The 16,314-nt window shown below is 49.3% G+C and carries 9 protein-coding genes; 3 read left to right on the forward strand and 6 right to left on the reverse strand.

Annotation, left to right across the window (positions count from 1 at the left end):
- Positions 1-2: 2 nt before the first annotated feature.
- The 6 genes from drmA to OGX94_RS05945 form a co-directional block, all read right to left on the reverse strand.
- Positions 3-3,980 (reverse strand): DISARM system helicase DrmA, encoded by a 3,978-nt coding sequence (gene drmA, locus OGX94_RS05920; RefSeq protein WP_268063724.1) that lies wholly within the window; start codon positions 3,978-3,980, stop codon positions 3-5.
- Positions 3,981-3,992: 12 nt separating this feature from the next.
- Positions 3,993-4,499 carry a P-loop NTPase fold protein gene (locus OGX94_RS05925; RefSeq protein WP_268063725.1) on the reverse strand — a complete coding sequence of 169 codons (507 nt, stop codon included), beginning with the start codon at positions 4,497-4,499 and terminating at the stop codon, positions 3,993-3,995.
- On the reverse strand, positions 4,499-8,578 hold the full coding sequence (locus OGX94_RS05930; RefSeq protein ID WP_198036332.1) for an Eco57I restriction-modification methylase domain-containing protein: 4,080 nt from the start codon (positions 8,576-8,578) through the stop codon (positions 4,499-4,501). The genes OGX94_RS05925 and OGX94_RS05930 overlap by 1 nt, the downstream gene beginning before the upstream one ends.
- Positions 8,575-11,715 carry a DISARM system SNF2-like helicase DrmD gene (drmD, locus tag OGX94_RS05935; RefSeq protein ID WP_268063728.1) on the reverse strand — a complete coding sequence of 1,047 codons (3,141 nt, stop codon included), beginning with the start codon at positions 11,713-11,715 and terminating at the stop codon, positions 8,575-8,577. Before drmD ends, OGX94_RS05930 begins: the two co-directional genes overlap by 4 nt.
- A 49-nt stretch (positions 11,716-11,764) precedes the next feature.
- Positions 11,765-12,817, reverse strand: coding sequence for a DNA cytosine methyltransferase (locus tag OGX94_RS05940; RefSeq protein ID WP_129195541.1), 1,053 nt, complete (start codon positions 12,815-12,817; stop codon positions 11,765-11,767).
- A 462-nt stretch (positions 12,818-13,279) separates the two neighbouring features.
- Entirely contained in the window at positions 13,280-13,762 is a 483-nt protein-coding gene (locus OGX94_RS05945; protein WP_286568892.1) for an HNH endonuclease family protein, read from the reverse strand.
- A 111-nt stretch (positions 13,763-13,873) separates the two neighbouring features.
- On the opposite strand from OGX94_RS05945, the gene OGX94_RS05950 reads away from it, so the two are divergent.
- Genes OGX94_RS05950 through OGX94_RS05960 form a run of 3 tightly spaced genes read left to right on the forward strand, consistent with a single transcriptional unit; the run spans position 13,874 to position 16,284 of the window.
- Positions 13,874-14,314, forward strand: coding sequence for a transposase (locus tag OGX94_RS05950; RefSeq protein WP_004189163.1), 441 nt, complete (start codon positions 13,874-13,876; stop codon positions 14,312-14,314).
- Positions 14,311-14,661, forward strand: coding sequence for an IS66 family insertion sequence element accessory protein TnpB (gene tnpB / locus OGX94_RS05955; RefSeq protein WP_004189161.1), 351 nt, complete (start codon positions 14,311-14,313; stop codon positions 14,659-14,661). Before OGX94_RS05950 ends, tnpB begins: the two co-directional genes overlap by 4 nt.
- Before the next feature lie 30 nt (positions 14,662-14,691).
- Positions 14,692-16,284, forward strand: coding sequence for an IS66-like element ISKox1 family transposase (locus tag OGX94_RS05960; protein WP_004902302.1), 1,593 nt, complete (start codon positions 14,692-14,694; stop codon positions 16,282-16,284).
- Positions 16,285-16,314 lie beyond the last annotated feature (30 nt).

Below are 16,314 nucleotides of genomic sequence, written 5' to 3' on the forward strand. Positions count from 1 at the left end.
ATTCAATCCTCGTCATTCGTTGCAGGACGAGGCTTCCAATCGTGATCGTCCTTGATAAATTTGGTGTCCATAATCAGGCGTACTCCAGACTCAACTTCTCGCATTGACATAGGTACAGTCCAGTTGTCCCACGCTTGAAGCCCTGGTGATTTGATCAACGCCACAGTCTTGTCTTTTTCGGGGCCTCTCTTTTCATATCCCAAAATTCGTCCGCCTTTACTGGCCTCTTTGGCCCATTCGTCGGCACGCTCTTTCAGTTCATTTTCAGCTAACAACTTACGTGTATTATCTTCTGCTACATTGCCTGCACGAGTCGCTAAAACTTCAATTGCATGAGCGAGTTCACTCTGGTTTGACATATCCAATTTACCCGCACCTTCATTCGGGCTGAACTCGTTATTCTTCAGACGCATAAGACTTAGCAACGACCCTGTCAAACCACGATCCATAGCACGTGGAGAGAATGGCGTTACCGATTGTGCCTCAACATGCTTGTAGAAGGTGGCGTGGTAATGTTCGAATGTTTCGTAATGAGAGAGGTCACGCGGTCGGGCCCACGTAAGTACGGTGCAAACTAGGCCGGGGAATGAACGTCCAACACGACTGGTAGCCTGAATATACTCGGCCGTTCCCTTAGGTTGTCCATTCACTGCCATCAGGCCGAGTCTATTCACATCGACTCCCACTGATAGCATATTGGTCGCCAGCACTACATCAATAGCACGAGTATCACCCTCCTGCCATTTCGTTACGTATTTACCTGCAGAGTTATCAAACTCGGCCTTAAACTTGACCTCAAGATTGTCGAGGTACTTTGGGATATCCTGGCTGGATACACGAGAAGTCAATTCGCGGATGTTGTTGACACTACGTTGTGCCAATGCAGGCCGTTCCACCATGCTCATTTGCACGCGATAGGAACGTGTCTGCACATCATCTTCTGCCAATCGCTTCATTCCACCTAGTTCACGCAGAGAGTTGAAGTAGCCGACCATAGTCATATAAGGATCAGCAGGTTCACCGAAGTGGTCAAATAGTTCCTGTGCCGCAGTTAAGAAAGCGGTATAGACACGAATAAGCATTGCTGGGCGCGAGCTACCGGGTGAGCAGACTCCCAGATAACGTCGCCCAAATTTATCCTTAATGTGGCGTTGAACTGAGAAGAAGTTATCTTCCACATCTAGTCCATGTGGCGGGAATACCGAAACTTGACGCATAAATACATTATTTACTTGTTCTTTGGCTTTGCGCACCGTCGCCGTTGAGGCGATGATTTTCGGTTTTACTGTTTTTCCGTTGAGCGTCCAGCTACACAGCTCATCGACGGCAGTTTCATACAAACCTACCATGGTACCCAGTGGCCCACTTATTAGGTGGAACTCATCCTGGATTATTAAATCAGGTGGTCGGATGGGGGGGATGGCCTTCACTTTAGCTGAAGGTTGTCCTTTGAATGCTTGGTGGTTTCCAGTGCAATTGGCCCCAGGCCAGAGTAAACCGTGCCGCTCACATTCTTTTTCAACTCGGCCAAAAAGAGTCCGCACTTGGCCACGCCATGCCATCATGGCGAACTTATCCACTGTGGCAATCATCATTGTCGGAGGACGATGGTAGATTTCTTCATCTACCACCAGTACTGGTATTCCAGGGTGTAGTTGCTTGCTGGACTTTCCCTTGGAAAATTCGCAACGTCCTTTTTTGTCACCACAATAGATAAACGTTCGGCCGCCAGCTTTATCCTTTTTAACTTCGACATCTTGCCCAGGAATGATTTCGGTACCACACCATGGACAGCTGGTAAGTTGGACGGGTGAGGCTGTTCCCGCATTATAACTACCCGGGTTACGTGTTTTTTCGATAGCATTATGGCTATCTTCAGTCGTTCCCGGAGTCACTTTATTGCCGACCCATAGGCCAATAGTGAATGGCTCCGTTCCGAGGGACTTATCACCCTTATTTAGTGCCTCGCGTCGCAGCACTTCCATTGCACAAATAAGTGCTGTAGCACGCTGGAACTGTTGCAGTGTCAGCAAACGAAGGGTGTAACGCATTATCACAGTCAAACCACGTGAGCTATCGTACCCGCCTAGATTGCCCTGCATACGTCGAATGGCCATGGTGAAGGCGGCTACACCCAGATAGGCTTCAGTCTTACCACCCCCGGTAGGAAACCACAACAGGTCCGCATAAGCCTCAATAGGTTTGACTCGGTCTGGGTGACACGGATCCGCCAGGGATGGAATCGACAGCAACAGAAAAGCTAACTGGAATGGACGCCAGCTGCGGTTCTTCAGAGCATCGAACTTATCTAGGGTAACGTCCTCGCCTCGGCGCATGGCAAGTGCATACAAGCTGCGTATACGCTGCGTGGCCATCGCTTGGTTGGCGAAACGGAAGGCCGCCAGAGCATTCTCATTATGCTTAAGTGTATTGATACCTTGTTGCAGGCGGGTATGGATCTCCTGACAACGATCTAAGGCCGCTTGGGCTTGGGTTTTGAAGCCCTTGGCCTTGCTGCTCACATTCAAGTTCTGTTCATCAATCCAGGTAGCGTAGTCATTAGTTAGCACACTCAAGGCATCAACTAATGGGTCAATGTCCAAAGTGGCTAGTCGTTGCATATCAAGCAGACCACTGCTGACCATTTCTCGCATAGCTGGACGATCGGATAGCTCAAGCCCAGGAGTCTCAGTTGCCTGAACTTCGTACTGTGGCATCACTGTGGTACGCACTTCGGTGGCTAGTGTGACGTCATCCGCTATTTCTGCATGAACTGCAACTCCATGACCCACGGCGAACTCGACACGATCTCGGTAGATCATCTCAAGTGCTTCGCGCTCTGGGTCCATACCATCTGCATCTAGTACCGGCCTGCGCCTGAAAATGGCAGGCTTGGCAGCATCTTTCTCTGCTCGAACGATCAGCTCTGGTTGAAACACCCATGCCGTATCACGGTTTGTATCCGGTTCTTCCTGCGCATTAACGAGGAAGAGTGTAATCAGTCGATCACCATTGTCATTTTTGGCTCGAATAGAGCCCTGCACTCTAACTTCCGGGGAAGTACTATCCGGAGCATTGTGTGAAATCGAGCCTTCGATCAGGGGGAGTACGATCTTGCCGCCACAAGGAATGCGTTTCCACACCTTAGCTTTTTGCCCATTGGACTTAAAGAATTGATGTTCATCATTTGGCACACGCTCATACCGTCCCCAACGCGCTTCGATCTCAACCCGATCGACGTCGCCATCCACGCAGAAAGTCATGCCGAGGCTACTGGGCACCAATGACTGATTGCTGGCGGCATCAATCTCTTCTGCCGTGTCGGTTTCGCCGCTACCAAGGACTGAGGGAGAGTTCACCTTTGCAGTCTTCGCTTTGACGATCAGGTCTGGCTCTTGATCTTCAATATCTTCAGCATCAACAGGAAACTCTTGTCCTCTTTCGGCTGCTTCACGTGGGGCGAGTTTGCCAACTAGGTAGCGGTCGCGTACACCCATATCGACGATGAGCTCATTAGGGCCACCAGCAGGGCCAAGCAAGTCGTCCATCACCGCTAGTTGCAGCAGTTCGCGGATGTAAGTTTGATCCTCGATCTTTGGTATGTCTGCAATGGTTATGTGGAACTCTTTAGGCAAGGTCTCAATGAAGTCAGTCCATTGGATACGACCCGCTCTGTCTTTGGGAGGAAATTTGAATGGGGTTATGCCGATCGAAACCACCGACTTAACCTGCAACATTCGATCGAAAAAGATAGTTGTGGTTTCAAGATCAGAACGTATCCGCAGGATTCGTCCAACTCGCGTGATATTACCTGTAGTATCTAGGACTAAGATCCAATCATTGTCGGAGATGGCTTGGTGCAGTGAATGTTCACCTTTTAACTGTAGCGTGTAGTATGTTAATACTTGAGCTCTTGAAAAGTTATGGTCAATGGCGATCCAAGCGTTCGGTGTTTTACTAGATTTGTTGTTATCAGTCATATGTGCTTCCCATCAATCATCAAATGCACCAACGCCATCTGGATTCTTACCTGCCTTGAGCATTTCAAACTCTTTTAGGAACTGTTCTAGCGATTCTCGTGCCTCGTCTGGAACGAGGCCTTTTTGTCGCAGGCCTATCAGGCGCTCATAGCAAGCTTGAGTGTCAATATATTGTTCTAACCAGGTTGGATTCAAACGAGGTTGAAGATGTACAGCCCAATCACCCATGGTCTGTGAACGTGTATGTGTATAAAACTTGGATAAGAAATTCAGAAACCACCATGGATTAAAGGTCACTATAGTGGGCTGTTCTTCTTTTGTGCGTTGTTCTAGGAAGTGACGCACATAGCTCAGTACGGTAGATTTCCCTGAACCCCATGGCCCATAAAGGGCCAGTACTAAACCATCATTACCCGAATAGCGACAAATGCTGTTGGTGAGGCTTTCTGCGAAAGGGGCGTGCCCGAACAGGTCTTCTATCGGGTCTGAGCTTGGACGATCAGTAGAGAGATTAGTCATTAGTTCGCACCATCAGACAAATCAAGTAAGTTTACCGTAGCGTCTGCTTTTGAGCGGCGCCCGCGTTTAACTGGATTAGCAGCATTTTTCTGAGTCAACGAAAACTCCTCAAAACGTTGCCGGTTTAGCTCAGTAAGTCGTCGCATCAACTCTGTTGTTAGGTCTTCTGAAAGTGCCCAGCGCCACGGGTCTCTTACTGAGCCACTATTGAACTCCTGAAAATCGTATGAAATATCAAGATCATTCCATCCATAAGCCTGTGCAACTTCAGCGTCTATTCCAACCATTATTTGGCGTAGTTCGTTTATGACGGGATCATTGTAGCTTGGCGTGTTTACGGCATTCATTGCGCTGGTTAAACCACAGTTATTTTGCTCGCTCCATGCGACGAGAACGTTTTGAAAACGTTGTGCATAGTTACAACCGACATTCGAAACTCTCGTTATTGGTAACGTGAAAGTTGATACAGCTTCTCGAATGGAAAGCGTGAGTGTATTAGTGTCTGCCCCCAAACTACGGACAGAGAATGCATAGAGCCAGCTTCGGAAAAATGAGCTTAAACAAATGGCATAAAGATCATCTCTATCTGCACCAATAAGCAGGATTTTATTTGTATAGATCCATTCAGTGGGAGTCATTAAGCAAAACGGATACTTGGTCACCTTTGCGAAGGCAATGAAATATTCTTGTTTGCGCAACTTGCGCATGAGCTCGGCTCGATGGTTCCAGAATTGCCACCAACGGTCATAGAGTCCTTTGTAGCTTTTCAAGGCTTGAGGAGTTCGGGTTGGTTGAACTTCTTGAATTAAAAATTGGAATGCAATGGGCCAGTTTTTCTCAATGTCTTCCAGATTTCTGTCTGCGATATCCAGAGCCCAACGGTCGGTTCTACGAAGTGCATAACTTGTTATATCGTCTCCGGTGATGTATGGGCGCAGAAGGCTATTCGATTCGTTTTTGAGTTGATAGAACCAAGGATTTTCTTCGGTTAATACAAATGCCATCCCCTTGCTATTATTTACGCCCTCAAAACTTATGATAGAATCAGGTTGCTCTTTGGGTATCCAAGTATCCGTAGCTTCCGGTTCTAAACGTGCACCGATACGATTACAAGAATTCCCCTCAGAATCACATTTTCCTGCCCATCGTCCTTTGAAAAAACCAATAACAGCAACAACTACAGAAGCTGTACCAGGCCATGGCATACCTTTTCTGGAGAAATATATGTGACCGTTTTTAACGATCATACCCAGACCAATAGCAACCGCGCTTCCTTCGGCGATGTTGCTTGCGGCCAGCAAACCATAACATCCATCTGCTCGAAGCAAATCGACAACACGCCGATGGAAGACAACACTTAAGTCGATTTTACCGGGCGGTGTTCCTAGAATCATCTGACATTGCCATTGCAACTTATCACCCATTGAACTTTTCCATAGGCGATTACCGAGAAATGGTGGGTTTCCTACGAATGCATCAAATCCGGATCGTTCTCTTAAAAAAACTTCGGGAAATTCTAAAGGCCAATGGAATGGCCGCCGTGCATGTCCAAGTGTCAGATCACTGGTAAAGGAGTTGGAAATACGGTTTGCAATAGATTGAGTAGCCTCAATGCTTCCACCTACTGCCTGGTCTGCCAAAATGGAGAGTGAGGAAAGCGCATTCTCTAGTGTGGGCGAATTGCCCCCGGAGACCAATACCTCGGTAATAAACGCATCGGCAATTAGTTTATGCACTTCAAGATGGCCACGAGACCTAGCATCTAAACTAGCCATGATCTCTACGTCGTGAATGTCACGTATTGGCATAGCGCGCAAACGTTGGCGAAGTTCGATTGCTTGTCGTACTGATCTCTCTATGTCTTTGCCAAACAGACGGTCACTTCGTTTTCCCTTTTGTTCTGGTGTCATGCATAATTTGGTGAGCTGGTCCAACCGATGAATACCAAGCAGACTGTCTCCACAACGCAGACTGTGATCAAGAAAGCCGAAGGGCAGCCCTTTCGCCAGTGTTACCAGCCAGATGGAAAGCTTGGCAAGCTCGACTGCCAGCGGGTTCAAATCTACACCATATAAGCATTGCTCGGCGATGAGGCGTCGGGCTATTACGATACGTGCATCAGTATCTCGTGGTAGCCGCTCCTTAGTATCCAGATCCTCCAGTACGTCTCCGTCCACACTTATCATTTTTCCTGTTGCTTCAGCCTGCGACCAGGCTTCGACGAGGCGATCGGCCAGCCAGCGACAAGCCTGTACCAGAAAAGCACCCGAACCCATCGCAGGGTCACAGATTTTAAGGTCGAGTAGTTCAGTGGGGGATTTGAGTTGCCACGCTTTACGCGGTGTGCCTTCAGCCGGGCCGATGTAGGCTATCGGTGTTAGCGTTTCAGTAACGATGTTTTCAGTAAGCGATTTTGGTGTGTAGTGGGTGCCAGTCTCGCGTCGGTTGGAACCGCTTGTGACGATGAAGGCACCAGCGGGGTAGACTAGCGGATAACCCCAAGGGTCAGTGCGCAGCAGATGGGCGTAAGGTTTGATACGGTCACGTAACTGGATGTCACCTTGGCAGGTAGTGAGTAGGCGATCAGCCAAGGTATCATCAACGTCCCTGGCCAGATCTTTGCGCACCCGGCTGACAGAACTACCGGAGCGCTCTTGCAGCAACTCAACTAGCTTCTCAGGACTGTTCATGCTTGCTGAATCTAGCTCGGCTAGTTTGACCCATGGATACTGTGATTTCTTGGTGGCATCCAGTTCCAGTGTGACTTCATCGGTGCGCCTTACGGTACGTTCCAGCAGACCTTCATACACGTAACCGATTTGTTCGACGTCCAGTGCGCGATATGAGAGTGTTCGGCCCTGGAATTGCTGGATAGCCTCTAGCAACAACAGAACTGTGCGGTTATCAATCGGCAGTGGCTTGGCTGTATCTGTCCGCCAGCTGGAACCTTTAGCCCGTCCTTCCAGAAAAGGAAAATGATCAGGATCGAATAGTGAACTACCCAGTGCAGGCAGACGAAGATTTTCATGTTCCACCCCGCAGAAAACAGCACGGAAGACCGCCAGTAGGCGCGACCAGGCATCCCAGCGTCGTTCTAGGATTTCTTCGGGTACCTTGCGTAACTGCATACGTAAGGTGGAAAGTGCATAGTTGGCTTCGTATCGTTCATCGCCCAAAAGAAGCAGGCCGCGCTCCTCTGCCGAGAGCAGAAACACTAAGCGCATCATCACTGTCAGAGCCGCTTCATAGAGTTCGGATTCTTTTACGTTGTAAAGTAGTTCACGGTTGCGATCCTGATCAGCTTTATCAAGGGACTGGATTAATACTTCTACAGCGCGACGTACTTGTTCTCCCAGTGCATCGGTTACTTCATCCTGATATTTCAGAGAACTGTCGAACAATGCGGGTAGTTGTTCGGATTCATCGACGAAGAAACGGCGGATACCGAGCAGGTGCACGAAGGCCTGCAGTGTTATGGGCTCCTGGTTCCAGATTCGAGCATACCAGCTGGCGAAGCTGGTGACAGCGCCTACAGGGGCATCCACCAGCATCCAGCGTTCGCCATTGGTCACCAAACCAAGGCGACACTCCCTAGAGCGGCACAGCTGAACCATACGTTCCGTGGGTGTAGTGGCCCATCCGTCTATTTTCAACGTTGCGTCAAGATCGATATCTTGCGCATAGGTATGAATGAGCATCAAAGGCTTGTTCGCACATTGCTCGTCGACAATTGCTAGAGTTGGTGACAGAGCTATGCCATGATCAGGGAGAAAAGTGTTCAAGTTGGCGGCGCACCAATCTGTGCCCTTCAGTACATCACCTTTCCCGTCCTCATCAAACTCAAGGCCACGTGAAAGAACTTCTTCAATCCACGCGAAATGCAATTTGTTGAACTGAGGATCTTCTTGTTCCAGTGCTTCTCGCCACTCATCGTAAGCTTGGCGCAGTCGTTTGCGCTTAGCAGCGTCTAGCTCTTCCAGCCCTTGCGGGAATGCATCTTTTAGTACTGGTACAGCAAGGAAGGGGCCTGAAATGTCGATTAGCGAGAGCCAATCATCGTGTATGCTGGCCATACTCATGCTTCCCCCCTCTGAACAGTAGATTCAGGTACTAGGAAGGTAACAGCAACGGGAAAAGTACGATCGTCGAGTTTAGCGTAGCGAGTTTCGATGGCTTGGAGCTCCTGTTCACGCTCTTCAGGAATACGTAAAAGGCGAGCTTTCAGAGCCGCGGTGTCACGTTTGAGCTGGGTTCGTTCATCCTCTGAGAACAGTGAAAATTGCTCAGGTTGTTGATCTTTTTTTAATTCGATACAGATGGTTTTTTCAAGTTCATCAAGCACTGTGCTAATGTCCGTCAATTCTCGATTCTTACTGAGCTGAAGAGTATTACTCAAATCTTTGAGCCGGTCTTTTGACCTAGCGTTCACTGACTGTAAAATAGCGTGTTGTGCACGCTCAAAACGAATACGGATATCATCAAATAGTGAGTCAGAAGCTGTCATTGGCTTACTATTATCTAGCCATAGCTGAACTTTACTGACCCCTTCTTCACGGCGGAAGGATTTATCCCCAAGATAACCTCCAGCTGTTGTCAACTCTTCGTGGAGGCGATGGTAATTGCCTCCGGTGATAACCAGCCTTGAACTAACTACTACGGCAAGGCCATCAATTAGTGTGTCGGGCACCGAACGTACAGTAACACGATGCAACTTCTTCACGTCATCGCGAGCCCATACTTCTGCTCGTAACAGACGTAGGCACATCTGTACCAGTCGATGATTCAAATGAACGAGTACGACATCGTCACGTCCTCTCGCAACGGTATGGTCAAAGGTGATAGGGCGAGTTTGCAGAGTATAGGGATGGCGTAGCCCCTCCAGGCAACGAGCCCAGGATCCTGACAATGCTGGCATTTTGAATGTTGAACCAGCTGGAGCATCCGGAAGAGCAAACGGCTCCAAATGTGGTCGGCCTGCCAAAGAAAGTCCCGTATTTACAGCCATAAGGATATGTTTTGGCGTGAGATGGAAATCGTTTTGAGTGGATAGTAGCCGGTCGTGTAACCGGGCTATCCGCTCTTTCAGTTCACGATCGGCGCTAACGAATCGTTTAGTTTTGGCAATCCGAGCTTCTGCAATACGAGTATCAAAATCCCTGATAGATCCTTCAATCAACTTCGACATCTGTGGCGCGATAACCGGATTGACACTACCCATGTCTGATCGCATAGATTCGAGCTTACGTAGAGCTCGGATGATGTCTCCACTATGGCCTCCAATGCTAGCTTGGCTATTTTCATCGCCATCGACAGGATGCCAGATCAATACTTCTTTCTGGCGTTGACCATGACGGTCAATACGACCATTGCGCTGCTCCATGACATTGGGATTGTAGGGAATCTCAAGATGGATTAAGCAGTTACAGTGGTTCTGCAGATCGATACCTTCAGATGCTGCATCGGTAGCAAGAAGAATACGAACGGCAGAGTCTTTGGGAGCGGTCTGGAAGGCTGCTTTTACTTTCTCACGTTCGTCCTGCGCTATACCACCATGTAAGATCGCAAGGCGCTCCCCACCAAATCCATGGCTGGCTAGGATCTCATGTATCCACTGGAGGGTAGTGCGATATTCAGTGAACAGAATTACCCGATGTTCGTTCCAATGACCGTTTGTTTTCAGATTGGTATCAAGCCAGCTGAGCACGGCTTTAGCTTTGGAATCGACTTGGTTTCTGGCTATCTGTGCCCATTTACGTAGTTCACTCAGCATTTGTTGCTGGTCGGTCGTGAGCGGCTGAGCTCGACATGAAGCTTCTTCAACAGCCTCAGATTGCGCGTTCTCTACCTCTTGGTCGTTAGCGTAATCTTCATCAACACGAAGAATAGCTTTGCGCAAGATGCGGTCGTCCATCGGACTATTATCACTACGCAGGTTTCCATAAGTCAGACTAGCGATGTGTTTTTCGAGTGTTGATGCGAAGGCCGCAGGGGAGGAAAAGAGCCGTTTTTTTAGTAGCTGATTCACGAAAGCAGTTCCGAATGTGCTAACGGTTTTCTCTGCACCTAGTTCTCGGCTCTTACAGTAGTCATTGAGTTTTGAGTGAATTTCGCGTTCTTTGGCAGTGTAGAAGATCGGTAAGGCTTCAAGCTTACGTTGGGCGTAAAGTAGATTGCCGTCAGCATCGACGAGATCGCTCTTGAGGCGACGAATCATTACTTGATTGAGCTGCTTATCGTCCGGGAGTATATTTCTGGCGAAACGTTGGTCATCCAGAAGTTCGAGCAGTGAGGTGAAGGATTCGGTATAGCCATTATGTGGCGTAGCGGTCAGAAATAACCTGTGCTGGAAGTGAGGACTGATTGAACGGATGAAGCGCGTTCTCTGACTCTCTAATGCGTAGTTTGCCCCAGCAGCCGGTGCGATATTATGTGCTTCGTCAATGACCAATAGATCGAACTTGCGTGGGTAGCTGCTATACAAGGGCAACACATCGCGCATAGCTCTCAAGCCTTCGCCACTTTTGGCCCAATCCATGGATGTGATCAGACGAGAATGCGATGTCCACGGGTTGGCATGGATCCCTCGTTCTCGGCGTAATTGCTTGATATAGCGAGTGTCGACGATTTGAAATTCCAGTCCAAACTTTTCCTGCATCTCCATCCGCCACTTTTCCTGTAGCGACGCAGGGCAGATAATCAGGACTGTACGGGCTCGATGCCGAAGCAGCATTTCCTGAATGATTAATCCTGCCTCGATAGTCTTACCTAAACCGACATCATCGGCTATGAGGAGATTGACACGTGCCATATCAATTGCACGCACCAACGGATCGAGTTGGAAGTCTTCTATACTAACGCCACTTCGAAATGGGGCCTGCAGGAAGCCTCGGTTAGCATTAGTGGCTGCTCCCCAGCGCACTGCGTCAAGGAAAGCATCAAGAGTGCTGGAGTCGTCTTGGCCACTGATTGTGGGCAGCCCAGCTCGTTCAATAATCTGGGCACCTACCTCAATTTCCCAAATAACCTCAAGTTCTTCCCCCAAACCATCTTCATCAATAGATGACAAAGTTACTGCATGCTGTTGAGCTGAGGCAGGTAACAATTGAGATGAAGTAACTTCCACAACAATCCATTGACGCCGACGGACCTCAACCAACTGACCGGGTTCTGGAATAGTTCGCTGTACTCGGATATCAGGTGTATTAGAAATTTCCATATTGTTTCCAGGCTCTAATTCAGCGAAGCTAATGATTAGTAAAGAGTTGTCATTCCACAGTGACCATATTCACATTTGCAAGATGTGAATTAATGCTACGTGCAATTGCTCGGCCAAGTTCAACAGGAACTGCATTCCCGATTAGGCGCCCTAGAATCCTTAAACTTACTGGCCCATCATGGGGAATAAATGCATAGTTACGGGGAAAACTCTGAAGAATTGCCGCTTCTCTCAGGGAGATTGCGCGGTTCTGTTCAGGATGCCCAAATCGACCATTTCCGAAACCATAGCACTGCGTTGTCATGGTTGGTGCTGGTTTGTCCCATTCCATACGGCCATAAACACTAGCGTAAGTTCTGCCACTTTCTGTTCGATGACAATCGGCAACAAGATGTTCTGGCCAGTCACGCCAAGTTCCTCCTGGTTTTGAGGCCTTAATACGCTCCAGATTCTTATCTGACAATGTGGAGGTAACATGCAGTTTATCTCCTGGAGCCGCTTCACCAGCATTTAATGCGCGCAGATGGCCTATAGCTTCTCTTACTGTTTTGGGTTTTGCACACGTTGGAGAAGACATTTTTATCTCGCCATGGAGTGATGCCAATAAAACCATTCTCTTACGTGTTTGTGGGACACCGAAATGAGTGCAATCAACAATGCTAAACCATACGCTGTAGCCAATACACTTCAATGCCTCGACGAAGTCGTGGAACACTTGGTGTTTAGCCACAGTAGGAACATTTTCCATCGTGATCACGTCTGGGCGAGTACCTTCTGCTAGGCGTGCAAACTCATACAGGAGCCCCCATTTACCATCCTTACCATCCGATTCATAACGTTGTGTATAGGTAGAAAATGGTTGGCAAGGCGCGCAGCCAGCGAGAATTTTGATGTCAGCATCGCCAAACAATGCATCTAATTCGGTTGTTGTTACTTTGCTTATATCCCGTTCTATAAATTTGGCATTGTTGTTTGATTCATAAGGAAATTTGCAGGCCGGATCCATGTCAATTCCTGCAACTACAGGTAAGCCTTCAAGTACAAGGCCATGCGTTAATCCACCTGCACCACAAAACAAATCGACACAAGATACTTTCTTCATTTAACTCTTCTCATCTTTTCAAAGACTTAGAGATACTCATAAATTAATTACTACAAGAGTATCAAGATCTTATTCCCACTTCATTAGTATTTGCACAACGTCCAAGATGCAACCATCTGCGAGCTCCTTTAGCTTACAACTTCCATGATGAAGTATTTTATGTATAAAAATACAGCATTTTGGGGCTGCACATAAATGGTGATTTTGCTGTTACCAGAGTCTTCTATGATTCATTCAACCGATGACCAGCGATCTAGACTGAAAAGCCCCATACCAGAAGTTATTTGCTTATATGATCTCATGAACAGCTGGTAGGGTAAATGAATACTGGATACAGGTTTGGTGCCTGGTCGTGGGCGTTGAACAAGATAGTGGCAGGTTGATAGTCCGCCTGCCTGATGTAGTACCCATCAACGAGGTTTATAATTGTGCGGAACGTACTTACTGGGTTTCTACTGAAGGCTATTCCCCGAGCTCCACCTCAGAAAAATATGCGTTATATTCCTCAAGCATTTGTTGCTGATGAGCCAATGCTAGCACGTCATTCCACTGCTCATTTTCATAAATAAGTGCCAACTTGAGTGAGTCCACCCTGTTCTGGTTACGCTCAATGAAACGAGCCCGTTTTTCAACATAGGGTTTGTTGCCGTACTCTGAGTTGATACTGCGTGAAACTAGCCCTAAATTACCAAAACAGTCCAGTATTTCAGAGCTCACTCGGTTGGAATCAAAATGCTCAGGCTGCTGTGGGGAAACATGCTCCACTGAATTCCTGGCCGTCATTCGGAATGCCTGCCAGGCACTCCCTTTTTGAAAGCGGTAATGCTCCCAAAGAATATATTCCAGCTTGTAAAACCAGTAGTGAGAAAATCCGGTTCCCTCATCAGCTCTCAGCACTGCCTGCATATCGCGGATCGGATAGCTATCGCACCATGGATTTAACACAAACGCACGGGTTCGTTCGATCAGTGGTAAGCGTCAAGTCACTGCCGCCTGTGATTCCAGTCCCGGGATCGCTAGCTTAGAGCTCCGTCTAATTTAGAAGGAGCTCTGTTTATGGAAAATGCTGCCAACTGGCGAACTGAATCGCGTACCGTCTATTCCAGTGACTTCAAACTTCGGATGGTCGAACTGGCTTCACGACCAGATGCCAACGTCGCACAACTGGCGCGGGAACATGGCGTTGATAATAATCTCATTTTTAAGTGGCTACGCCTCTGGCAGAGAGAGGGGCGAATCTCTCGTCGAATGCCTGCAACTATCGTGGGGCCGGTGGTACCTCAATCTCTTCCGGCTTCTCCGACTCTGTTGTCCGTCGACGTTATCAACGACCCGTTGCCCGCCGCAGAGAATGACACTCTGTGTACGTTCTCCTCCGCTCACGCCAGCGCCACTTCCTGTCATGTTGAGTTCCGCCACGGCAAAATGACGCTGGAGAACCCGTCGTCAGAGTTGCTGACTGTGCTGATCCGCGAACTGACCGGGAGGACACAATGATATCCCTCCCGTCAGGCACCCGCATCTGGCTGGTCGCCGGGGCCACGGATATGCGTAAATCCTTCAACGGGCTGGGCGAACAGATACACCACGTTCTGGATGAGGATCCCTTCTCCGGCCATCTGTTTATCTTCCGGGGACGCCGTGGCGATACCGTGAAAATACTTTGGGCTGATGCTGATGGTCTGTGCCTGTTTATCAAACGCCTGGAAGAGGGACAGTTCGTCTGGCCTGCTGTACGCGACGGCAAAATCGCGATCACCCGCTCACAACTTGCCATGCTCCTTGATAAGCTGGACTGGCGCCAGCCAAAAATATCCCGCCTTAACTCACTGACAATGTTGTAAAAAAATCATAACCGCATTATAAAAGCGGTTATGAATCACGACTATCTCGCCCGTATCGCTGCGCTGGAAGACGCGCTTCGCCAGAAAGACAGTCAGCTCAGTCTCGTTGCAGAGACTGAGTCGTTCCTGCGTTCTGCACTGGCCCGCGCAGAAGAGAAAATAGAGAACGAAGAGCGCGAGATAGAGCATCTGCGGGCACAGATAGAAAAACTGCGTCGAATGTTGTTCGGTACCCGCTCCGAAAAACTTCGCCGACAGGTTGAAGAAGCCGAAGCCCTGCTGAAACAGCAGGAGCAGCAAAGCGATCGCTACAACGGACGGGAAGACGATCCGCAGGTACCTCGCCAGTTACGTCAGTCCCGCCATCGTCGCCCGTTACCGGCACACCTTCCCCGCGAGATACATCGGCTGGATCCTGCGGAAACCAGCTGTCCGGAATGCGGCAGCGGTATGGCGTACCTCAGCGAAGTCAGCGTGGAGCAGCTGGAACTGGTCTCCAGCGCCCTGAAAGTGATCCGCACGGTCAGGGTGAAAAAGGCCTGCACCCGATGTGACTGTATCGTTGAAGCACCTGCGCCATCACGTCCCATCGATCGGGGTATCGCCGGGCCGGGTCTGCTGGCCCGCGTGTTAACGGCCAAATACTGCGAACACCTGCCGCTGTATCGCCAGTGCGAAATCTTTGCCCGTCAGGGCGTGGATCTGAGCCGGGCTCTGCTCTCCAACTGGGTGGATGCATGTTGCCGGTTAATGGCCCCGCTGGATGAGGCCCTTTACCACTACGTGATGGACTGCCACAAACTGCATACGGATGACACTCCGGTTCCGGTGCTTGCACCGGGCAGAAAGAAGACGAAAACCGGGCGTATCTGGACGTATGTACGTGACGACAGAAGCGCAGGTTCATCAGATCCGCCAGCGGCATGGTTCGCCTTCTCGCCAGACCGGCAGGGAAAACATCCTCAGCAACACCTTCGCCACTATCATGGTGTGCTGCAGGCGGATGCCTTCGCAGGCTACGATCGGTTGTTCAGTCCGGAACGTGAAGGAGGGCCGCTGACAGAAGCCGCATGTTGGGCCCATGCCCGCCGAAAAATCCATGATGTCTATATAAGCACTCACACAGCGACAGCGGAAGAAGCCCTGAAACGTATCGGTGAGCTGTACGCGATAGAAGAAGAAATACGCGGCCTCACGACAGAAGAGCGTCTGGCAGCCAGACAATCGCAAAGCAAACCACTGCTGGCATCGCTGCATGAATGGCTGGTAGAAAAAAATGAGACGCTGTCGAAAAAGTCCCGTCTGGGCGAAGCGTTCGCTTATGTCCTGAACCAGTGGGATGCGCTGTGCTACTACTGTGAAGATGGCCTGGCAGAGCCTGATAACAACGCTGCCGAACGAGCCCTTCGTGCCGTCTGTCTTGGGAAAAAGAATTTTATCTTCTTCGGCAGCGACCACGGTGGTGAGCGCGGAGCCCTGCTGTACGGACTGATCGGGACGTGCAGGCTGAATGGTATCGATCCGGAAGCCTACCTTCGCCATATCCTGAGCGTACTGCCGGAGTGGCCCAGCAACAAAGTGGCCGAACTGCTGCCATGGAACGTGGTTCTTACCGATAAATAACCGTCAATACGGCGCTCACTTAACGCTTAC

The organism is Citrobacter sp. Cpo037 (assembly GCF_030332945.1).
Taxonomy (GTDB): Bacteria; Pseudomonadota; Gammaproteobacteria; order Enterobacterales; family Enterobacteriaceae; genus Citrobacter; species Citrobacter portucalensis.